Source organism: Methylocystis sp. (assembly GCF_021731785.1).
Taxonomy (GTDB): Bacteria; Pseudomonadota; Alphaproteobacteria; order Rhizobiales; family Beijerinckiaceae; genus Methylocystis.
Window position 1 is genome coordinate 1 of sequence record NZ_JAKFWS010000041.1, and the last position, 20297, is coordinate 20297.

Below are 20297 nucleotides of genomic sequence, written 5' to 3' on the forward strand. Positions count from 1 at the left end.
GGAGTCTTGCCGAAGGAGTCTTGCCGAAGGAGTCTTGCCGAAGGAGTCTTGCCGAAGGAGTCTTGCCGAAGGAGTCTTGCCGAAGGAGTCTTGCCGAAGGAGTCTTGCCGAAGGAGTCTTGCCGAAGCTGCAGGTCGCGCCAACGGCTCTATGCCCCCTGCGAGATCACGCCGTCGAGCGCGCTTTCAGCCAGCGGAAAAATGCAATTCCAAGAAAGCCGACGACAATCAGCGTGTGCGGCGCGGTAATCGAGAAATGATATGCGAGCGCCGCGGAAATGGCGCGTTCCTTTTGAACGCCGTAGGCATTCACGAGATAGGCGACCACGCCGGCCTCGAACAGCCCCAGGCCGGCGGGGCTCGCGGGAACCGCGATCGCCAGCGCGCCGATGATCAATAAGGTCGTCGCGTGGACGAGGGTGAAATCGATTTCGGGCAGCAGGGTTCTGAACGCGACGTAGACCAAGCAGACGTTAGTCGTCCAGATCGACGCCGTGAAGAAGACAGTTCTCGCCGCGCGGTGGTGGGCGACCAGTCGCTCGGCCTGTTTGAAGATCGTGTCCAGCCGCGCCGCCTTCACGATCTTCCATTGTGGAAGGCCCCAGACGACGCTCCTGCGCCGGATGGCGAATATGCCGGCGAAAATCATGGAAATGATCACGGCGGCCGTGAGCAAGATGAAGGGATCGATGATGCGCGAGTCCGCGCTTGCCAAGATCACCAATGATAAAATTATGATCGCGGTTACGTCATAGAGTTTTTCCAATAGGACGGCGGCCGTGACGCTTCCGACGGCGTAGTCGAAATAGGAGTGTCCAAAATAGATTTTGACGCCTTCGCCGGCTCTGAACGGAATGAGGCTGTTGAAAGTGAACCCCATGGTGGCGATCAGAAAACCGGAAAAGAGCCGGCCCCCCAGCAGCGTCGAAAGGCGCGAGCCGTAGAACAGCAAGACGAACACATTCATCGTCATTGCCAACAGAATCGCGCTGAGAGGGATTTGTTTCAGCTGCGACGCCAGATCGGCGAATTCGATGTTGCGGTAGAGCCAATATGAAATGAACGCGAAAAAGCATGCGTTTAAGATCAGCACGAAATATCCGCCGCGCTGAGAAATGTATTTTATTGAGCCGGCGGCTGGCTGCAGTCCGGAATTCGCGGGCAAAGGCCGAACGCCGCCCGCAGGCGACAGAATTTCGCTCAAGCGAAATTCGCGCGTCAAAGGCGTGGGTCGAAAGAGATCGTCCTCTACGCTCATGGCCATCCCGCTAAAGTGAGGAATTGGGCGTCGACTTGAAGGCGGAAAAATGGCCGGCGCGATAAATGGCCGGCCATCGGATTCCTCACAAACTCGCCGTCTGCTTAGTGCAGATACTGGCCGCCGTTGATCGTCAGAGTCGAGCCGGTGATGAAGCCCGCGTCATCGGCCGCCAAGAACACGACCGCGCGCGCGATTTCCTCCGGCTCGCCGAGACGGCCGACGGCGATATAGGGGATGATGTGCTTGTCGAGCACGTCCTGCGGCACGGCCTTCACCATCTCGGTGGCGATATAGCCCGGCGCGATGGCGTTGACGGTGATGCCCTTCGACGCGCTCTCCTGCGCCAGCGCCTTCACGAAACCAATGTCGCCGGCCTTGGAGGCGGAATAGTTGGTCTGGCCGGCCTGGCCCTTCTGGCCGTTGATCGACGAGATGACGATGATGCGGCCGAAGCCGCGATCGCGCATGCCGTTGATCACCGGCCGCGTGACATTGAACAGCGAATTGAGATTGGTGTTGATCACCGCCTGCCACTGGGCAAGCTCCATCTTGTGGAACAGACGGTCCTTGGTGATGCCGGCGTTGTTGACGAGAATATCGACCGGGCCAATGTCTTTCTCGATCTGGGCGAGGCCGGCGGCGCAGGCGTCGTAGTCGGAAACATCGAATTTATAGACCGGAATGCCGGTCTCACCCTTGAACTTATTGGCGGCTTCGTCATTGCCGGCGTAGGTGGCCGCGACAGTGTAGCCCGCCGCTTTCAGCGCCTTGGAAATCGCCTCGCCGATGCCGCGCGTGCCGCCTGTCACAACTGCAGTTCTTGCCACTTGGACTCTCCTTGGTATGTGTCTTCGTTTGAAATGCGCTCGGCCCCTCCCTCGAAGGGGCGCATACCTCACCCTTGCGGGGAGGTCGGTCGCCATCGCAGGCAAGTTTAATAGCCTGCGTATACTTGGCTGCGAGGCGACCGGGTGGGGCATGGTTTGACAACACTGTCATATCACCCCACCCCGAACCGCTGCGCGGTTCGACCCTCCCCTTCAAAGGGAGGGATTTGCGCCTCTTCTCGCCGCGCTGCGCTCTATGATTACCGCTCCACCGTCAATGCGATGCCCATGCCGCCGCCGATGCAGAGCGTCGCGAGGCCTTTCTTGGAGCCGCGCCGCGCCATCTCGTGCAGAAGCGTGGTGAGCACGCGCGCGCCCGACGCGCCGATCGGATGGCCAATGGCGATCGCGCCGCCGTTGACGTTCACGATCGCCGGATCCCAGCCCATGTCCTTGTTGACCGCGAGCGCCTGGGCCGCGAAGGCCTCATTCGCTTCGATCAGGTCGAGGTCCGAAACTTTCCAGCCGGCCTTCTCCAGCGCCTTGCGCGAGGCCGGAATCGGGCCAGACCCCATCACCGACGGATCGACGCCGGCGGTCGCCCAGGAGGCGATACGCGCGAGCGGCGTGAGGCCGCGCTTCTTGGCCTCGTCGGCGCTCATCACGATGAGCGCCGCGGCGCCGTCGTTGATGCCCGAGGCGTTCGCCGCCGTCACCGTGCCGTCCTTGGCGAAGGCCGGGCGGAGCTTGGAGACGCCCTCCATTGTGACGCCGTGTTTGATGTATTCGTCGGCGTCGACGACCACGTCGCCCTTCTTGGTCGAAATCGTATAGGGGACGATCTCGTCCTTGAACTTGCCGGCCTTTTGCGCCGCCTCGGCCTTGTTCTGAGACTTGACCGCGAATTCGTCCTGCTGCTCGCGGGTGATCTGCCACTGCCTGGCGACGTTCTCGGCGGTCACGCCCATGTGATAATTGTTGAAGGCGTCAGTGAGCCCGTCGACGATCATCGTGTCGACGAATTTCACGTCGCCCATTTTGGTGCCCGTGCGCAGCTGCGCCGCATGGGTCGACAGCGACATCGACTCCTGGCCGCCGGCAACGACGATATCGGCGTCGCCCGAAGCGATCTGCTGGGCCGCAAGCGCAACCGCGCGCAGGCCGGAGCCGCAGACCTGATTGATGCCGAAAGCGGTGGCGCTATCGGGAATTCCGGCCTTGATTGCCGCCTGGCGCGCCGCATTCTGGCCCTGGGCGGCGGTAAGCACCTGCCCGAGAATGACCTCGCTGACCTCATTGGGCTGGACTTTGGCGCGCTCGAGAGCGGCCTTGATGGCACCGGCGCCGAGCTCGTGGGCCGGAACCGTTCCAAAGGCTCCGTTGAACGATCCGACGGCGGTGCGCGCCGCGGAAACGATCACGATATCGGTCATCTGTCGCTCTCCTTGAAAAATAGTCCAACCTCCCGACCGCCTCAGCCGGCCAGGGGGCGAATTGCTGGTCTTTCGCGCCTGCGGTGGGCAAGCCGCGGCCCGTTTTGCACGGAATCGAACGGTAGCGAAAGGCTTTCAGCATGAAAATATTGCCGCAGGCGCCAATTTGCGCGTATCGTCCGAGCTAGGCGATTGAAATTGGACGGGCGGCGGCCGTGCGGCGAGGGGAGCGTGTCAGGCGTATGGCGACCGAAAAGAAACCCACAACCATCAAGAAATACGCCAATCGTCGACTCTACGACACCGGAACAAGCACCTATGTGACGCTTGAGGACCTCGCGGGCATGGTGAAGCGCGGCGAGGATTTCGTCGTGTGCGATGCAAAAACCGGCGATGACATCACCCGTCCGGTGCTGACCCAGATCATCTTCGAGCAGGAGGGCAAGGAAGGCCAGAGCCTGCTGCCGATCGCCTTTCTGCGCCAGCTCATTCGCTTCTACGGCGACTCGATGCAGATGCTGGTGCCGAGCTATCTCGAATTCTCGATCGACAAGCTCACTAAGGAGCAGCAGAAGTTTCGCGACCAGTTCACCTCGGCGCTGGGCGTCGGCGCCGGTCCCTTCGCCGAGCCGACGCGCGCCGCTTTCCAGTCGCTCGAAGAGCAGGCGCGCAAAAACATGGCCGTGTTCCGTCAGGCGCTGACCATGTTCAACCCCTTTGGGGTGCCGACGGAAGGCATGATGACCACCGGGCCGGCGCTCGACGAGCAGGAAGGCGCTGGCGGCGCGCGCAAGGAGGGTGGCGACGTCGCCGATCTGAAGCGCCAGCTCGACGAGCTGAACAAGCGGATCGATAATCTATCGAAGCAGGGTTGATGCGTTCAGCATGAACGCTGGGTTCTTCCTTCTCCCGCTTGCGGGAGAAGGTGTCGCGCGAAGGCGCGACGGATGAGGGCCAACGCTGTTCAGAAAATTGCAATGCCCTCACCCGACCCGGCCAAAAGCCCGTCGTTAGCGACGGGCGTCTTTACAGACGCCCTTTGGCCGGGCCACCCTCTCCCGCAGGCGGGAGAGGGAAGACGCGTATTGATATTTAAGTATTGAACCTGAAATGCATCACGTCGCCGTCGGCCACCACATATTCCTTGCCCTCTAACCGCAGCCGGCCGGCGTCGCGCGCGCCCGCTTCGCCCTTGTTGGCGACGTAATCGTCATAGGCGATCGTCTCGGCGCGAATGAAACCCTTCTCGAAGTCCGTGTGAATCACGCCTGCCGCCGCCGGCGCGCGCACGCCTTTCTCGATGGTCCAGGCGCGCGCCTCTTTCGGGCCGACGGTGAAATAGGTGATGAGATGCAAAAGGTCGTAGCCGGCGCGGATGACGCGATTGAGCCCTGGCTCGGCGAGGCCGACAGCCTCAAGGTAGTCTTTCTGCTCGTCGGCCGGCAGCACGGCGATCTCGCTCTCGATCTTCGCCGAGACGACGACCGCGGCCTCGCCTTCCTCGGCCGCGCGCACCACAACTTTCGCCGAATGGGCGTTGCCCTCGGACGCCGACGCCTCCTCGACGTTGCAGACATAAAGCACGGGCTTTGACGACAGGAGCCCGAGCCCGAGGAAGGCGGCGCGCTCGTCGCTGCTGACCTTTGCGAGACGCGCCGGCTTGCCCTCGCGCAGTAAAACGAGGCTGCGGTTCATGAGGTCGACGAGTTCCTTCGCCTCCTTGTCGCCGCCCTTCGCCTTCTTTTCTTGCGCTATGACGCGCTTCTCGAGGCTCTCGAGATCGGCGAGCATCAGCTCGGTCTCGATCGTCTCGATGTCGCGGATCGGATCGACGCCGCCCTCGACATGGGTGACGTCGCCGTCGTCGAAACAGCGCACGACATGGGCGATCGCGTCGCATTCGCGAATATTGGCGAGAAACTGATTGCCGAGCCCTTCGCCCTTGGAGGCGCCGCGCACAAGGCCGGCGATATCGACGAAGGTCAGTCGGGTCGGGATGATCTCCCTGGAGCCGGCGATCTTGGCAAGCTCCTCAAGCCGCGGGTCGGGCACGGCGACTTCGCCGACATTGGGCTCGATCGTGCAGAAGGGATAGTTTGCGGCCTGCGCCGCGGCGGTCTGCGTGAGCGCGTTGAAGAGGGTCGACTTACCGACGTTCGGCAAGCCGACGATTCCACATTTAAAGCCCATATCCGTCCCGGTTTTCGTTTGTGCGTTGCGGCGCGGTATGCGGGGCGGCGTGAGAAAAGGCAAGCGCCCGTCAAGGCCAGTCGTCTCGCGCCGTCGCTGAAGTCAGCAAACGTCGGCGACTCGTTTACGCTTACCAAAGGAAGGAGTATGCGAGAATTGGAAATGGGCGCGTGATTCTCATCGCGCCCAGGGGGCGCACCGCGACGCGATGCGCGCGACACGGCGTCAAAATGAAGAGAACCGCTTCCGCTCGCAACTTCCGCCTCCTGCTCGCGGCGCTGTTGGCGGCGGCTGCGACCGGCGCGCCGGTGCGGGCACAGACTGGAACGCCCGAAACGGCGCCTGCGCCGGCCCAATCAACGCCGGCGCCGGGTCCGGCGCAATCGACCTCGCCGCCGTCCGAGGCTGCGCCTTCGACGCAGGCGCCACCGCTCGGCGCCGCGCCCGCGAGTCCGGCGCAAACGCCGCCGCCGCCGTCCGAGGCTGGGCCTTCGACGTCGGCGCCGCCGCTCAGCGCCGCGCCCGCCGCGCCGGCGAGTCCGGCGCCCGCGCAGGCCGCGCGCAAGCCAAAGCCGAAACCCGCGCCGCCGCGCGAGACCGCGCTTTCCGACGATCCCACGCCGGCCTTACAGCCGCAAACCTTCTACACGACCTCGAAGGCGGCGGATCGCTACCGGCAGATCGTCGATGCCGGCGGATGGCCGACCGTCGGCGTCTCGCTTCGGCCAGGCTCGAAGGGCGCGGCGGTGTCGACGCTGCGCCGGCGCCTCGCCGCTGAAGACGACAGCATCGCCGATGCGGCGAAACCGAAGTGGGACGCCGACCTCACGGCTGCGGTGAAGCGCTTCCAGTTTCGTATGGGTCTGAAACAGACCGGCGTCGTCGCCGGCGCGACGCTGCGCGAACTCGACGTGCCGGCGGAGACAAGGCTGCTCCAGCTCGACTCGACCGCGCGGCGGCTCACCGCGCTCGAATTCGCTTTCGGTCCGCGATATATCGTCGTCAATATTCCATCGACGGCGGTCGACGCGGTGGAAGACGATCGCGTGGTTCGCCGCTATGCCGCGATCGTCGGCGATCTCGAGCATCACTCGCCGGAGCTGCAGGCGAAGGTCGTCGCGGTCAACATCAATCCGACATGGACGGTTCCAGCGTCGATCGTCAAAAGCGAGATCGCGCCGAAAATGCTGAAGGACCCGACCTACCTCAAGCGCTCGCACATCCGCGTGCTCAACGCGCATGGCGAGGAGGTCGATCCGCGCTCGATCAACTGGGCGAGCGAGCGCGCCGCCCAATACACGCTGCGTCAGGATTCCGGTACGGACAATTCGCTGGGATCGATCCGCATCTCGATGCCCAACCGCTATTCCGTCTATATGCATGACACGCCGTCGCGAAATCTCTTCGCCAATGATTATCGCTTCCTGTCGCATGGCTGCGTGCGCGTGCAGGGCGTCGTCGATCTCGCGGCCTGGCTGCTCGACGGCGAATCCGGCTCGCAGATGAGCAAGGATGAGATCAACAAGCAAATCGCATCGGGCGCGCGCGAGGAGGTGAAGCTGACGCATCATGTGCCGGCGGCGTGGGTCTATATGACCGGCTGGGCGTCGGCGGACGGCGTCGTGCATTTTCGTGACGACGTCTATCATCTCGACGAAGTTGGCGAAATCGCCGAACAGTGACGCCTCGTTCGTTTAAGCGGTCAAGTTGCGCATGGGCCCTACAGCGTCAAGCGGTAGCGAACGAAATTGTCGGCTTGAACGAATTCGTCATAGAGCCGCCGCGCGCGCTCATTGTTTGCGCTCGTAAGCCAGTAGAGCTGTGACCAGCCGCGCATGCGTCCTAGATCAATGAGATCATGAATGAGCGCGCGCCCGACGCCGGCGCCGCGAAAGTGAGGAGCGACGAAAAGGTCTTCGAGGTAACAAGTCGGAGAAGAGGTCCAACTGCATTCATGCAGCACAGAGACCGAGAAGCCGGAGACGCGCGTGTCTATTTCCGCGATCCGACCGATCAATGGGGACGTCGGATCAAGCAGGCGGCGTAACGTGTGTTCCGTTACGTCTGCCGGCACGGCCGCTTCATAGAAATCATTGTAGCCGGCCCAAAGCCTGCGCCAATCTTGCGCGTCTGTCTCTCGGATGTCCCGCACGAGCGTCATTCGTCTTGCGCTCTGGCGCTCTCATGCCAGCCGCGCAGTAGAACATGGGACAGCGCTGCGAGCGCGCCGTAGATCGCAAGTCCGCTCAACGAAATGAGCGCCAGCGCCGCGAACATGCGCGGAATGTCGAGACGAAATCCTGCCTCGACGATGCGATAGGCGAGTCCGGTTCCCTGTCCCGAGGCGCCCGCGGCGAGTTCGGCGACGATCGCGCCGACGAGCGCCAATCCGCCGCCGATTCGCAGACCGGTGAGAAATTGCGGCAGCGCCGACGGCAGCCGCAGATAAATCAGCTTCTGCCATGGCGACGCATGATAGAGGTCGAAGAGATCACGCAAGCCGAAGTCGACAGAGGCCAATCCCAGCGACGTATTTGAAAGAATCGGAAAGAAGGCGACGAGAAAGGCGCAGACGAGCACCGCATTGCCGGGTTGCATATAAACAAGCAACAAAGGCGCGATGGCGATGATCGGCGTCACCTGCAACACGATGGCGAAAGGTAGCAGCGCGCGCTCCAGCCATCTCGACTGCGCGATAAGAAGCGCCAGCGCCACGCCGCAGACAGCGGCGATAACAAACGCCTCGAAAGTGACGCCGAGAGTTACGAGCAGCGACGAGAACAGAAGGTCGCGGTCTTCGATAAGCTTGTCGAGAATCGCGGAGGGCGCGGGGAGGATATAGGGCGGAATGTTCTTCCATCGCACGAGGCCCTCCCACAGGGCCAGCGTTGCAACGAAGACGGCGAGCGGAACGCCGATATCGCGCCATGGAATCATTTGTCGCCGCCGGCTCACTGCGTCGCCTCTTCGATTGAGATGCGGAGAGCCTGCGACGCGCGGCGGCAAATGTCGGCGAAGCTCTTGCTCGACCGATAGTCGTCGTCGCGCGCGATCGCCGGGTCGATCCGGATGTCGTCGATGATTCTGCCGCCGCGCCGCGACATCACGACGATTCGGGTCGAAAGATAGGCGGCTTCGAACACCGAATGAGTGACGAAGACGATCGTCGCGCCCAGCCGGCGCTTAAGCACGAGCAAATCGTCGTTGAGCTTGAAGCGCGTCACTTCATCGAGGGCGGCGAAAGGTTCGTCCATCATGATCAGCGCCGGTCGCGTCACCAAGGCGCGGGCGATGGCGCAACGCATCCGCATTCCACCGGAGAGTTCGCGCGGCAGCGTGCGCGCGAAATCCGCAAGACCGACATGCGCGAGCGCTTCATTGACGTCCGGCGCCGCATCTTGGCGCGAAAGGCCGCCAAGGCGCAGCGGCAAGAATACATTGTTGAACACATTCGCCCAAGGCAGCAGCGTCGCGTCCTGAAAGACAAAGCCGATGTTGTTCTTGATGTCAGGCGCGCTCCAGTCGATTGACCCTGCGGTCGGACTCGCGAGACCGGAGATCAGTCGTAAGACCGTGGATTTTCCGCAGCCTGAGGGCCCGAGAAGGGTCAGAGTCTCGCCTTCGCGCACGTCGAGATCATAATCGGCGAGGGCGACGAGCCCGTTCGGGAACGTCTTGCCGACGGCGCGGAGTGAAACCAGCGCGGGCGTCGTTCTTTGCGCATCAGCTAAGTCAAACGCGGTCACGACGGCGTCCCCGGCGTCATTTCGGCCGTAGCTCCATGCCGACCTTCTTGCCGATGAAGCGCAGCGTATAGCCGCGTTTGTAATCGATATCCGAGGGAACGACTCCGGCTTTCGCCATCTTGTCGAAAAAGCTCTTCATCCGCGCGTCGGTGATCACGCCGACGCCTTGCGTCAGCGCGTCGCCCGAAACGACGATGCCGCGCGCCTTCATTTTGGCGATCGAATAGGCGATCTGCCCATCGGTCATCTCGGGATTGTCGCGCTTGATCAGATCGTTCGCCCCAGCATTGTCGCCATAAAGATAATTGTACCAGCCGATGATCGACGCATCGACGAAGCGCTGCACCAGGTCCGGCGTCTTGGCGATCGCGTCGGCGCGGGTTTCGATCGTCGTCGAATAGCCGTCATAGCCATAGTCCGCCAAGAGAAAGATGTTGGGCGTGAAGCCCCCCTCACGTTCGATGGCGTAAGGCTCCGAGGTTAGATACCCCTGCTGAATCGAATTTTTGTCGGCGAGGAAAGGCGCAGAGTTGAAATTATAGGGCCTCATGTTCTTGTCCATGAATCCGTATGCCTGCTTCAGCCATTGCCAAGCGGATGCGCGCATGTCGCTCGCGATGAAGGCCGTCGCTTTGGGCAGGTCGTCGAAGCGATCGAGGCCCACGCCTGGATGCGACATGAGAATCATCGGATCGAGCTGAAACATGCTCGCGACGGTGACGACCGGCACGTTCTGTTGCACCGATTCGAACATTTGGATGGTGTTGGCGCCCATCGCGAAGTTGACTTTCCCTGCAGCAAGCAGCAGGCGCGCATTGAGCTGGGGCCCGCCTTGCATAATGGTCACGTCGAGTCCGTAGCGCGCGTAAGTGCCGTCGGCGACGGCCTGATAGAAGCCGCCGTGCTCAGCCTGTGCACGCCAATTGGTGGCGAAGCTGACCTTGTCGAGCGCCTGCGCACGCCCTGCGAAGAGGAGGGCGATCGCAACAAACAGGACTCCGGCGAAGGCGCTGCGCGCTGTCACGTTTCTTTCTCCCTCGGCCAGTTCGTCGTTAAGCTGTATTGTAGTCCAGAAACCCTAGACACGGGCTGGCGATGAACTGCTGCGGGCAACGATATCCGAGCGCGCAGCGCCGGTGAAGCGCATTGTCGCGCTCGAACCGTCTCGTTTGGACGGCGGATCACGGCGTGGGCGATTCCGGCCCGGGGCGCGACTTAATGGCTGGCTCTCAGTTCCAGTCAGGCGGCGCTTCAAGGGGAAGCGCGACGAACAGGCCGATCATGTCGACGCGGCCTGAACGGCGTCCTGCGCCACGGCGGCGGCGATGCTGCGCTCGCCGGGCTTCAGCGCCTTGATCTGATAATTTTCACATTGCGCGCTTAACGCGGCAAGACCGCCATAGAGCTTCTCGGTGTCGCCATAGCCGATCGCGGCGAAACGATAAATGAGCCGCCGCACGAGGCTGGCCTCCAAAAAATAGCCGGAGTGAACGTCGACCTCGCGCCTGACGTGGATCAACAGTAGGCGCAAATGTCCAAGCCAGGACAGATTCGGCCTGCCGCCGCGCGTGGCGTCCGTCACGACTCCATTGCCGGCATCGTCGATGCTGTCGGTGCAGTCGAAATAGGTCAGCCTTTGCGCGAAGGATTCTTCCGACTGCGCGGCGTCAATCTCGGCGTAGAGTTGGTAAAGCGTGCAGGCGCCGACTCGCAGATTGCCGAGCGTCAGCTGCTCGGAAATTCCCCATCCCGTCAGCACGCCGACATTGCCGAGTCGATAACCGAATCTCCGGCTCATCGTGGGCAGCGAAAAGAAGTTCGCCGTCGTCGAAATGTTGCGCAGAATTTCATCGCCCTCGTTGGAGAAGAGATGGGCTTCCTGAAAGCGGATCAATGACGAATGCAGCGCGTTGCTCCGGCCCAACAACAGGACTTCCGCCGGAATGTCCGGCGAGACCAGCACCAGGCGGCGCAAGAGAAAGCTCTCGCCGATCTTCGATCTGATCTCGCGCCGCCTGCGCTCCTCGTCGCCCCCTGGAATTTCCAAGCTTCGCATGGCGGCCATCGCTTCGGGCGAAAACACATCGGTCAGAATTCGCACGGCGTTGGTGACGACGAAGGCGCCCATGCTGTGGCCGATAAAGGATAGGTCGACCTTTCCGGAGAGATCGTCGGCGGATGCGGCGGGCCGAGCGTTGGGAAGTTTCGACAATTTGTCGTCGATTTCCCGAATGAGGTTCACGAGGTCCGGCACGCCGTAATTCGTCGCCCGAAAGCCGTCGCGAAAATAGACGATGAGCCGCAGCAGAAACAGCGTAATCGGGATCACGGCCATGGTCGCCGTCACCGCGGTCGCGGCGACGCGCGCGAATTTCCACCAATCGCAGATTTCAAAATAGAAATTCACCAGATAGACGGCGGCCAGCGCTGCGAACAATACGCCGAGGAGAAAGATCGGCGCTGCGCTCAAACCGCTTCGCCAGGGCGTGCCCGCCGCTTCCGACGGCCAACGATATCCGATGCAGACGAGGCCGCGGTCTTGAAGCTCGGCGTCCTCATTCACCGCGACGAACGACCGCCGATAAGTCTCAAGAGCGCTGTCGCGGGGCGTATTGAAGCCATGCACGGTAATGAGCAGTTTGGGCTTTTCCTGCCTGGCCAATGTTTCGACGATTCGATCAATCGTCGAAGGCTTGCAGTACTCTGGCGTCGGCAGGACGCTTTCCTTGTCGTCGAAATTTATCGGCGCCGTGCTCTCGATAAAGAACGCCGGCGTGAAAGCCTTGCCGACCTGCGCCGCGACATCGACCTCGTAGGTCGCCAATTCCTGAATTCTGGCCATGGAACCGCTCCGAATTTTTCGTTTGAGCGACAATCCTTGGGTGAGGACAATCCTTGGGTTGGTATGAGTCTGGCGCAGCATGCCTCAGGCTCGACTGTGCGACAAGTCAAGGCGGCATCCGCCTTTTTTGTGAAGTCCGTGTGTCGACCAAGCGCCGGCGCCGCGCTAGCCATTCGCGGCGCGGTCTTCTTTCCAAATTCCCCAACGCGAATAGAGAAAGATGAGCAGAAGCAGCCAAAAGGCGATGAAGCCGTCCGAAAAAATCGTGAAGAAATTATAGGGCGCGAAATCGCCTTCGCGCAGCGTCTGCATGACATGGCCATAGGTCGCGCCGAGCAGGAAGAAGGACCAGCCGAGCCCGGTCGCGATCCAGAACGAGCCGCCGATCCATAGGCTGAGAAAGCCGAGGATCCCCCAGGCCCGTCGTGAAATCCAACCTCGAACTGAAACGGGTTTCCCGGCGGCCAGCCGATGCTCTTCGCCGTCGCGTCGGCGAAGAATATATGAGGAATGAAGCCGAAGACGAATCCGATAACGCCCACGTCGAGCACGAGGGCGTAGCGCAGCAGCAGGCGAATGACGTGGGCGCGAGTCCTCTGGACTTTGCTTAGCGCCAGATGAACGAGGGGCAATAGCACGCTCAACAGCGCGACGACGATCATAACCACTTTGAAACACCTCCGAGCTTAATCATGGGGGCGTCTGAGGCTGGCGCGGTTCGGTCGCCTATTGTAATGGCCTCTGGCGCGAAAACCACCGGCCAAGCCTTACCCGCGCCTTCGCGCCCCGAATCACTCTAATATCGCTCATGGCTTCAAAACCCGACCTTTTCAGCGGCGCGCCGCGTAAGGCGCCCACAGCGAAACCCGCGGCAAAGCGCGGGCCGGCGGAATATTCGGCTGCGTCGATCGAAGTGCTGGAGGGACTCGAGCCGGTCCGCCGGCGCCCCGGCATGTATATCGGCGGCACGGACGAGGCGGCGATGCATCACCTCTTCGCCGAGGTGCTGGACAACGCCATGGACGAGGCGGTGGCGGGCCACGCCACCTTCATCGAGGTGATGCTGGAAACTGGCGGCTGGCTCACGGTCGTCGACAACGGCCGCGGCATTCCCGTCGATCCGCATCCGAAATTTCCAAAAAAATCGGCCTTGGAAGTGGTGATGACCACGCTCCACGCCGGAGGCAAATTCGATTCAGGCGCCTATCAGACCTCCGGCGGTCTGCACGGCGTCGGCGTTTCCGTCGTCAATGCGCTGTCCGAAAAGCTTGAAGTCGAGGTGGCGATCGCCGGCCAGCTTTATGGCCAGGAGTTTGCGCGGGGCCTGCCGCTCGGCAAGCTCAAGACGCTTGGCCGGGTCAACAACCGGCGCGGCACCAAGGTGCGCTTCAAGCCCGATGCGCAGATTTTCGGCGCGGGCGCGCATTGGAAGCCGGCGCGGCTCTTCCGCATGTCGCGCTCCAAGGCCTATCTCTTCGGCGGCGTCGAAATCCGTTGGCGCTGCGATCCGTCGCTGATCGAGCCCGGCGCCGACACGCCGCATGAAGCGGTGCTGCGGTTTCCCGGCGGCCTGAAGGATTATCTGGCGCGAGAAATCCACGGCAAGGAGTTCGTCACCGATCAGCCGTTCGTCGGCAAGGTCACGCGTGAAGGCGGACATGGTTCGCTGGAATGGGCGGTCTCCTGGCTCGCCGAGGACGATGGCTTCGTGCACTCCTACTGCAACACCATTCCGACGCCAGACGGCGGGACGCATGAGGCTGGATTTCGCGCGGCGCTGTTGAAGGCGCTCAAGGACCACGCCGAGCGCGTCAATCAGGCGAAGCGCGCCAAGGACATCACCGCCGACGATCTCATGGGCCAGTCGGCCGCGATGATCTCCGTCTTCATGCGCGAGCCGGAGTTTCAGGGCCAGAACAAGAGCCGGCTGATGAGCGCGGAGGCGGCGCGCATCGTCGAGAGCGCGGTGCGCGACGCCTTCGACCATTGGCTTGCCGGCGCGCCCTCGCAAGCCAACAAGCTGCTCGACTTCGCCGTCGAGCGCGCCGAGGAGCGCCAGCGCCGCCGCGCCGAAAAGGACATCGCCCGCAAGACCGCGACCCGCAAGCTGCGGCTGCCCGGCAAACTCGTCGACTGCACCAATAATTCGGCGCAAGGTTCGGAGCTGTTCATCGTCGAAGGCGATTCCGCCGGCGGCTCGGCCAAGGAAGCGCGCAACCGCACGACGCAGGCCATCCTGCCGCTGCGCGGCAAGATTTTGAACGTCGCGTCGGCGACGAAGGACAAGCTCCTCGCCAATCAGCAGCTCGCCGATTTGACGCAGGCGCTCGGCTGCGGATTGGGCGCGCATTACCGCGACGAGGATCTGCGCTATGAGAAGGTGATCGTGATGACCGACGCCGACGTCGACGGCGCCCATATCGCGTCGCTGCTCATCACCTTCTTCTATCGGCAGATGCCGCGGCTCATCGAGAACGGCCATCTCTATCTGGCACAGCCGCCGCTCTACAAGCTCACGCAAGGCGCGAAAACCGTCTATGCGCGCGACAATGAGCATCGCGACGAATTGATCGCCAAAGAATTAACGGGGAAGGGCAAAATCGAGACGGGCCGGTTCAAGGGGCTGGGCGAAATGAGCGCGGCTCAGCTCAAGGAAACGACGATGGATCCAAAGAAGCGCACGCTCCTCAAGGTCATCGTCGAGCCGGAAGATCGCGAGGAAACCGCAGACTGCGTCGAGCGGCTGATGGGCGCCAGGCCGGAAGCGCGCTTCGCCTTCATCCAGGAACGCGCCGCTTTCGCGACAGAACTCGTCGATATTTAGCGCGCGGTCCATGAAAAAGCGGACGCCGGCTTTTGCGCAAAGCGCGCTCTAAGCTTTTGGAATCGATAAATTCATTAGCATTTGGGCGATTGCGCCCAAATGCTGCGCGATCTAGCCCCTCGCGTCCGGGACCGTCCGGGAGTATGCTGCGGGCCTCCCGACAAACGACAGGCGCCGCGTGACCGACACGGAAATTCGTCCAACGACCGAGGATGCGCGCTCTGCGCGGTCCTTCTGCGACGAGCAGGCCTTCGCCTTGGAGCGGATGCAGCTCGCGCTGGACGCCGGGCGCACCGGCATCTGGGATTGGAATCTCGTCACCGGCGAGGTGCATATCGACGAGCGCGTGCGCCACCTGTGGGGACTTCCCGAGGGCGTTCCGGCAAGCTTCGAGATTTTCCGCAACGCGCTGCATCCGCAGGACAAGAAGCGCACCAAAGAGGCCGTCGGCGTCGCGCTCGATCCCAATCACGAAGGCGATTACGAGATCGAATATCGGGTCATCGGTCAGACCGACCGCATCGAGCGCTGGGTTTCGGTGCGCGGCCGCACCTTCTTCGAGGACGGCAGGGCGGTGCGCATTCTCGGCACCGCGCGCGACATCACCCCGCGTAAGCAGCGCGAGCAGCATGTGCGCGTGTTGCTGCGCGAACTCGTGCATCGCTCGAAGAACCTGCTCGCCGTGGTGCAGGCGATGTCGCGGCAGACAGCCGCCGGTTCGCCTTCGCTTGAAGAATATCAGCGCAAATTCGCCGCCCGTCTGCAGGCGCTGTCGATGGCGCATGATCTACTCGTATCGCAGGACTGGCGCGGCGCCTCGATGCGCGAATTGGTGCGGGCGCAGCTCGCCTATTGCATGGACACGCCTCGCGGCGACCTTTCAGGGCGCGCCAAGATCGATGGGCCGAAAATCATGCTGAAGCCTGAGGCCGCGCAAAACATCGGCCTGGCCTTGCATGAACTCGCGACGAATGCGCTGAGTTATGGCGGCTTGTCGCGCCCCGACGGCGCCGTCTCGCTGATGTGGCGGTTTGAAGACGGGCGGCTCAACATCGAATGGCGTGAAAGCGGCGGTCCGGCCGTGGCGATGCCGCCGCGCGAAGGCTTTGGCCATAAAGTGATCAAACGCCTTGTCGCCCAGGCGCTCGATGGAACGGCGACGTTGAACTTCCCGCCCGAGGGATTGGTCTGGACGCTGTCGATTCCGTCGACTTACGCAACGGTCAGGGAAGAGCAGGCGTAGCGCCCCGCTGCGCACAGAATGCTTCGTAGTCTCTGGCGTTTTGCCGGGCATAGAGCATCGCGAATGATGCGAGCGCGTCATCGAATGCTTCGCTCTTGCCCATGTAACCCGCAAGAGTCGCGGCGTCGCCGGAGCGGACGTGTGCGCGCGCTAAAGTGCGCCCGCATAGTTTCGCGTAATCTCTCATGTCGTGACTCTGCAGCAATTCCGTGAGTCCGCCCAATCGGCGCGTCTTCAGCTGGCGCATATAGAATTCTCGCTTGGAAGCCGGGTCGAGCATGGGCCCTAGAAAAATGTCCGACGCCGCCTGCATCATGCGCTGACCTTCGACGACGCGCGTGCCCTGCGAGCCGGGCCATGCGCCAAGGCCGAAGCGTTCCAGCACCGAACGCTTCGCTTCCTTGATCTGAAGGAAGAGCCGCTCATCGTCCGGGCTCATGAACAGCGCGATCGTGCAATAGGTTCCGACGCTGCCGACGCCAACGGCCTTGAAGGCGATGTCACATAAACGGTAGCGGCGCAACAAAGAGGCGACCTGCGCCGGCAAGTTCGCGAAGGCGGCGGCGAGCAGGCCGTCGACGTCGAATTGATTGGCCTCGTCTTCTTCCAAGTGGAGGAGCCGCGGCCGCTTGTCCTCAACCCGCCAGTCGCCAGAAGAGTCTTTCACGACCTTTGGAAAATTGTCCGCATAATCATCTTCGTGATGCGACGCGATCGCGGCGTGCACGGCTTCGTGAAGAACCCGATTGCGGAGCCCCGCGACGACGTCATGCAGCGGCACGCGCGTATTCCACGCCTCGAGCGGAGACAAGGCGGCAAGTTTGGTCACCGCGCGGCGGTAGGCCTTGACGGCGGCTCGCGCGGTGGATCTTGCGGCTTGCTCACTCCTGCCGGCGACAAGCGCTGCGACGACGGCGCTTGTCGCCAAACGGCGCAAATCGATCGTGACATCCATATTAGGCAGCGTCTCGTCGAAATCATTGACGTCGAACAGCGGATGTCCTTCCGGCGAGACGAAGGCGCCGAAATTCATCAGGTGGCAGTCGCCGCAAACCTGCGCGGGAATACCGGGCGCCGGCTGGGTAGCAAGATCGGCGGCCATCACATCGGCGGCGCCACGCAGAAAAGCATGCGGCGATTCCGCCATCGATTTGCGGCGAAGCGGAAGCAGGGATTGGATCCGATCGCGCTCGGTCTCGGCGATTATCGCGGTCGCGTTTCGGTTTGCGGCGAGCAAGAAATCCGCGAGCGCTTCGCGCGGCACGATCTGGCGCAGAGCTTTCCCGGCCGCATAGCGGGCGCGACGATCAGGGCCGCGCTCAGTGACGCCGGTCCACGTTCCAACATTCATTGTCGGCAATCTCCAAAAAACAACAGGCGATGATGGCGTTTCGATCGGCTGGATCAGCATGCCATCGCGATCATCCCAGCAAGTCGATCAGCGGGCCGATCAGCGGCGCGTCGGCGGGCGGCATCGGATAGTTGCGCAACTCGCGCGCCCGCGCCCACTTCACCGACTGTCCCTCGGACGGCGTAATGAACCCCTCCCACTTACGGCAGACGTAAAGCGGCATCAGCAGGTGGAAGTCGTCGTAAGCGTGGCTCGCGAAGGTTAGGGGCGCGAGGCAGGGCACGCAGACGCGCACGCCGAGCTCCTCTTCGAGTTCGCGGGCCAGCGCATCCTCCGGCCGCTCGCCGGGATGAAGCTTGCCGCCTGGAAATTCCCACAGGCCGGCGAGCGCCTTGCCTTCAGGACGCTTCGCGATGAGCACGCGATTGTCGGCGTCGACGAGCGCCGCCGCCACAACGAGAAGGAGGTTCACGGGTGAGCTCAATTGCCGGAGAGAACCACTTTCACCGGGCCGTTTTCCTGTCCGGTGACCGTCACTTCCTCATACATCGCGCCGCCTTCAGACGTCTGCGAATCCTTTGGCTTCCAGATGAGCCGCGTGGTGAGGTAGTAGCGCCCGGGCGCGACGTTCTCGAATGTGAAGCGGCCATCCGGCTCAACGGTCGTCGTACGCGTGAGCGCGGCATATTGCGCGTCCGGCTCGACTTTCGGGATCGACGCGGCCGGCAGAAATTTCACCGAGCCGTAAAACTTCTTGATTCGTTCCTGTGCATAAGTCGTTGCCGGAATGAGCCTTACGGTTTCGCCGGCGGCGTAGCGAACATTCGATTTCCCGGAGGCGTCACGCAGAAAGGCTTGTCCGGCGATGACGCCTCTGCCCGGCGCCCTGATGTAATTCGCCTGGGACGGGTCGAATGCGAGGTCAGGCGCAGGTCCGCGCGCGGTGTTGCACGCCGAAAGCGCGGCGAGGGGCGCGACCATGAGAAGTTTCACCCAACGCATGAGCACAACGCTCCTCGACAAACGCATTTGCCGCCGCCTGACGCCCGCTGATCAAGCGGGCGAAGCGGTTTGGGCGGCGATCAGGCAGTTTAGCACGTCAAATATCTTCCTGACGACCGCGACGCTTGGCGACGGTTCCGCCGCGGTCGGATCGGTCATCACGCCCGAGGCCGCGGCGGAGGGAGAGCCCGCCGCGAATCCTTCAGGCGTCGGACAAGATTTTCGCGCAATATCAAATCCCTCGGCGGCTCTATGAAAGAGCTTCGTCGTCGGCTCCGCGTCCTTCACCATATCCGCCGATACTTGCGTTCGCGGACGCCACGCGATGATCAGCTCCGGTAGTCGCCGTTGATCACGACATAGTCCTTGGTGAGGTCGCAGGTCCAAACTGTCGCCGCGCCTTTGCCTAGGCCAAGATCGACATTGATGACGATTTCGTCCCGCTTCATGATCTGCGAAACTTCCGCTTCGTCATAGTCGGGGTCGCGCAGCCCCTTATGGGCGACGCGCACGCCGCCGAACCAGATCGCGAGCCTGTCGCGGTCGGCCTTTTCGCCGGCCTTGCCGACCGCCATGACGATGCGGCCCCAATTGGCGTCTTCGCCGGCGATCGCGGTCTTCACGAGCGGCGAATTGGCGATCGAAAAGGCGACGCGCTTCGCCGCCTTGGCGCTGTCGGCGCCGGTCACCGTCACTTCGACGAATTTGCGGGCGCCTTCGCCGTCTTTCACCACCTGATGAGCGAGGTCGAGCAGCACGCCGTCGAGTGCCCGCCTGAAATCCACGAGCCGCTTGTCGCTCGCCCGTTCGATTTTCGGCGCCCCGCGTTTCTTTGCGGCGCCCGTCGCGAACAGCAACAGCGTGTCGGACGTCGACGTGTCGCCGTCGACGGTGATCGCGTTGAAGCTTCTCTTGGCGCCGCCCTCGAGCATCGCCTGCAGCGCTTCGGCGCCGATCGCCGCGTCGGTGAAGACGAAGGCGAGCATCGTCGCCATGTCCGGCGCGATCATTCCCGCGCCCTTGGCCATGCCGCTGATCGTTACCTCGAAGCCGCCGATCATCGCTGTGCGCGTCGAAAGCTTCGGATAAGTGTCGGTGGTCATAATCGCGCGCGCCGCCTCTTGCCAGCTGTCCGGCCGCGCGTCTTCGACGAGCTTCTCCAAGAGCCCGTCGAATTTATGCGCATCGAGCGGCTCGCCGATCACGCCCGTCGAAGCGAGGAAGATCTGGCGTTCGGGCGCGCCCGTCGCCGCGGCGGCGAGCTTGGCCGAGAATTTGACCGCCTGCGCGCCACTCTTGCCGGTGAAGGCGTTGGCGTTGCCCGAATTGACGAGCAGCGCGCGCGCCTTGCCGCCTTTGAGCCGGTCGCGGCACCAGTCGACCGGCGCCGACGGACATTTGGATTTGGTGAATACGCCCGCGACAGTCGTTCCGGCATCGAGCAAGGCCAGCATCACGTCGGTGCGTCCGGCATAGCGCACGCCAGCGGCGCCGACGGCGAATCGCACGCCTTCGAGCGGCGGGATTTCTGGCGGGGATTGCGGCGCGAGCGGGGAGACCGGGGCGTCATGAGCCATAG

19 protein-coding genes and 1 pseudogene are annotated in these 20297 nt (G+C 62.6%); 5 read left to right on the forward strand and 15 right to left on the reverse strand.

Annotation, left to right across the window (positions count from 1 at the left end; genetic code table 11):
• Positions 1 to 165: 165 nt before the first annotated feature.
• From QZ964_RS07955 to QZ964_RS07965, 3 genes are all read right to left on the reverse strand, one after another.
• Complete coding sequence (locus QZ964_RS07955) at positions 166 to 1257, reverse strand: lysylphosphatidylglycerol synthase transmembrane domain-containing protein (protein WP_292530809.1); 1092 nt, start codon at positions 1255 to 1257, stop codon at positions 166 to 168.
• A 104-nt stretch (positions 1258 to 1361) separates the two neighbouring features.
• The gene (gene phbB, locus QZ964_RS07960) at positions 1362 to 2087 is read right to left on the reverse strand and encodes an acetoacetyl-CoA reductase (protein ID WP_292530811.1); all 726 of its coding nucleotides are present in this window, start codon (positions 2085 to 2087) and stop codon (positions 1362 to 1364) included.
• Positions 2088 to 2347: 260 nt separating this feature from the next.
• Positions 2348 to 3520 carry an acetyl-CoA C-acetyltransferase gene (locus QZ964_RS07965; RefSeq protein WP_292530813.1) on the reverse strand — a complete coding sequence of 391 codons (1173 nt, stop codon included), beginning with the start codon at positions 3518 to 3520 and terminating at the stop codon, positions 2348 to 2350.
• A 242-nt stretch (positions 3521 to 3762) separates the two neighbouring features.
• Between QZ964_RS07965 and phaR the strand changes: the two genes are divergently transcribed.
• Positions 3763 to 4395 carry a polyhydroxyalkanoate synthesis repressor PhaR gene (gene phaR, locus QZ964_RS07970; RefSeq protein WP_292530815.1) on the forward strand — a complete coding sequence of 211 codons (633 nt, stop codon included), beginning with the start codon at positions 3763 to 3765 and terminating at the stop codon, positions 4393 to 4395.
• Positions 4396 to 4612: 217 nt separating this feature from the next.
• Here the strand turns inward: phaR and ychF are convergent, their stop codons facing one another.
• Complete coding sequence (gene ychF, locus QZ964_RS07975; protein WP_292531014.1) at positions 4613 to 5710, reverse strand: redox-regulated ATPase YchF; 1098 nt, start codon at positions 5708 to 5710, stop codon at positions 4613 to 4615.
• Between the two features lie 230 nt (positions 5711 to 5940).
• Here ychF and QZ964_RS07980 point away from each other — a divergent pair, with 230 nt between their 5' ends.
• Entirely contained in the window at positions 5941 to 7392 is a 1452-nt protein-coding gene (locus QZ964_RS07980) for a L,D-transpeptidase family protein (protein WP_292530818.1), read from the forward strand.
• A gap of 38 nt (positions 7393 to 7430) precedes the next feature.
• Here the strand turns inward: QZ964_RS07980 and QZ964_RS07985 are convergent, their stop codons facing one another.
• The 7 genes and pseudogenes from QZ964_RS07985 to QZ964_RS21505 all read right to left on the reverse strand — a co-directional run.
• Positions 7431 to 7871: a GNAT family N-acetyltransferase gene (locus QZ964_RS07985; RefSeq protein ID WP_292530820.1), complete on the reverse strand. Its 441-nt coding sequence runs from the start codon at positions 7869 to 7871 to the stop codon at positions 7431 to 7433.
• Complete coding sequence (locus QZ964_RS07990) at positions 7868 to 8647, reverse strand: ABC transporter permease (RefSeq protein ID WP_292530822.1); 780 nt, start codon at positions 8645 to 8647, stop codon at positions 7868 to 7870. Before QZ964_RS07990 ends, QZ964_RS07985 begins: the two co-directional genes overlap by 4 nt.
• A 14-nt stretch (positions 8648 to 8661) precedes the next feature.
• On the reverse strand, positions 8662 to 9456 hold the full coding sequence (locus tag QZ964_RS07995; RefSeq protein ID WP_292530823.1) for an ABC transporter ATP-binding protein: 795 nt from the start codon (positions 9454 to 9456) through the stop codon (positions 8662 to 8664).
• A gap of 16 nt (positions 9457 to 9472) precedes the next feature.
• Positions 9473 to 10450: an ABC transporter substrate-binding protein gene (locus QZ964_RS08000; RefSeq protein WP_292531015.1), complete on the reverse strand. Its 978-nt coding sequence runs from the start codon at positions 10448 to 10450 to the stop codon at positions 9473 to 9475.
• A 285-nt stretch (positions 10451 to 10735) separates the two neighbouring features.
• Positions 10736 to 12298 carry a hypothetical protein gene (locus QZ964_RS08005; RefSeq protein WP_292530824.1) on the reverse strand — a complete coding sequence of 521 codons (1563 nt, stop codon included), beginning with the start codon at positions 12296 to 12298 and terminating at the stop codon, positions 10736 to 10738.
• Between the two features lie 165 nt (positions 12299 to 12463).
• Positions 12464 to 12826, reverse strand: a complete 363-nt coding sequence (locus QZ964_RS21500) for a DUF6790 family protein (RefSeq protein ID WP_367119248.1) — start codon at positions 12824 to 12826, stop codon at positions 12464 to 12466.
• Positions 12781 to 12960: pseudogene (locus QZ964_RS21505) on the reverse strand (DUF6790 family protein); the annotation flags it as partial. The pseudogene QZ964_RS21505 and the gene QZ964_RS21500, both read right to left, overlap by 46 nt.
• A gap of 146 nt (positions 12961 to 13106) precedes the next feature.
• On the opposite strand from QZ964_RS21505, the gene parE reads away from it, so the two are divergent.
• Positions 13107 to 15122, forward strand: a complete 2016-nt coding sequence (gene parE / locus QZ964_RS08015; protein WP_292530826.1) for a DNA topoisomerase IV subunit B — start codon at positions 13107 to 13109, stop codon at positions 15120 to 15122.
• A gap of 178 nt (positions 15123 to 15300) precedes the next feature.
• Positions 15301 to 16365 carry an HWE histidine kinase domain-containing protein gene (locus QZ964_RS08020; protein WP_292530827.1) on the forward strand — a complete coding sequence of 355 codons (1065 nt, stop codon included), beginning with the start codon at positions 15301 to 15303 and terminating at the stop codon, positions 16363 to 16365.
• Here QZ964_RS08020 and QZ964_RS08025 read toward each other — a convergent pair.
• The 3 genes from QZ964_RS08025 to QZ964_RS08035 form a co-directional block, all read right to left on the reverse strand.
• On the reverse strand, positions 16346 to 17716 hold the full coding sequence (locus QZ964_RS08025; RefSeq protein WP_292530828.1) for a DUF2252 domain-containing protein: 1371 nt from the start codon (positions 17714 to 17716) through the stop codon (positions 16346 to 16348). The genes QZ964_RS08020 and QZ964_RS08025 overlap by 20 nt on opposite strands.
• A gap of 70 nt (positions 17717 to 17786) precedes the next feature.
• Positions 17787 to 18188 carry a (deoxy)nucleoside triphosphate pyrophosphohydrolase gene (locus QZ964_RS08030; protein ID WP_292530829.1) on the reverse strand — a complete coding sequence of 134 codons (402 nt, stop codon included), beginning with the start codon at positions 18186 to 18188 and terminating at the stop codon, positions 17787 to 17789.
• Positions 18189 to 18196: 8 nt separating this feature from the next.
• The gene (locus QZ964_RS08035; RefSeq protein ID WP_292530830.1) at positions 18197 to 18718 is read right to left on the reverse strand and encodes a carboxypeptidase regulatory-like domain-containing protein; all 522 of its coding nucleotides are present in this window, start codon (positions 18716 to 18718) and stop codon (positions 18197 to 18199) included.
• Here QZ964_RS08035 and QZ964_RS08040 point away from each other — a divergent pair.
• Positions 18717 to 18974: a hypothetical protein gene (locus tag QZ964_RS08040; RefSeq protein WP_292530832.1), complete on the forward strand. Its 258-nt coding sequence runs from the start codon at positions 18717 to 18719 to the stop codon at positions 18972 to 18974. The genes QZ964_RS08035 and QZ964_RS08040 overlap by 2 nt on opposite strands.
• 73 nt (positions 18975 to 19047) lie before the next feature.
• Here the strand turns inward: QZ964_RS08040 and argJ are convergent, their stop codons facing one another.
• Complete coding sequence (gene argJ / locus QZ964_RS08045) at positions 19048 to 20295, reverse strand: bifunctional glutamate N-acetyltransferase/amino-acid acetyltransferase ArgJ (protein WP_292530834.1); 1248 nt, start codon at positions 20293 to 20295, stop codon at positions 19048 to 19050.
• Positions 20296 to 20297 lie beyond the last annotated feature (2 nt).

What these genes read in the sequence shown, in the direction of transcription:
- QZ964_RS07955 (WP_292530809.1), bottom strand. Translation starts at nt 1,257, where the DNA reads ATGAGCGTAGAGGACGATCTCTTTCGACCCACGCCTTTGACGCGCGAA.
- QZ964_RS07965 (WP_292530813.1), bottom strand. Translation starts at nt 3,520, where the DNA reads ATGACCGATATCGTGATCGTTTCCGCGGCGCGCACCGCCGTCGGATCG.
- phaR (WP_292530815.1), top strand. Translation starts at nt 3,763, where the DNA reads ATGGCGACCGAAAAGAAACCCACAACCATCAAGAAATACGCCAATCGT.
- ychF (WP_292531014.1), bottom strand. Translation starts at nt 5,710, where the DNA reads ATGGGCTTTAAATGTGGAATCGTCGGCTTGCCGAACGTCGGTAAGTCG.
- QZ964_RS07980 (WP_292530818.1), top strand. Translation starts at nt 5,941, where the DNA reads ATGAAGAGAACCGCTTCCGCTCGCAACTTCCGCCTCCTGCTCGCGGCG.
- QZ964_RS07985 (WP_292530820.1), bottom strand. Translation starts at nt 7,871, where the DNA reads ATGACGCTCGTGCGGGACATCCGAGAGACAGACGCGCAAGATTGGCGC.
- QZ964_RS07990 (WP_292530822.1), bottom strand. Translation starts at nt 8,647, where the DNA reads ATGATTCCATGGCGCGATATCGGCGTTCCGCTCGCCGTCTTCGTTGCA.
- QZ964_RS08005 (WP_292530824.1), bottom strand. Translation starts at nt 12,298, where the DNA reads ATGGCCAGAATTCAGGAATTGGCGACCTACGAGGTCGATGTCGCGGCG.
- parE (WP_292530826.1), top strand. Translation starts at nt 13,107, where the DNA reads ATGGCTTCAAAACCCGACCTTTTCAGCGGCGCGCCGCGTAAGGCGCCC.
- QZ964_RS08025 (WP_292530828.1), bottom strand. Translation starts at nt 17,716, where the DNA reads ATGAATGTTGGAACGTGGACCGGCGTCACTGAGCGCGGCCCTGATCGT.
- QZ964_RS08040 (WP_292530832.1), top strand. Translation starts at nt 18,717, where the DNA reads ATGAGCACAACGCTCCTCGACAAACGCATTTGCCGCCGCCTGACGCCC.
- QZ964_RS08035 (WP_292530830.1), bottom strand. Translation starts at nt 18,718, where the DNA reads ATGCGTTGGGTGAAACTTCTCATGGTCGCGCCCCTCGCCGCGCTTTCG.
- argJ (WP_292530834.1), bottom strand. Translation starts at nt 20,295, where the DNA reads ATGGCTCATGACGCCCCGGTCTCCCCGCTCGCGCCGCAATCCCCGCCA.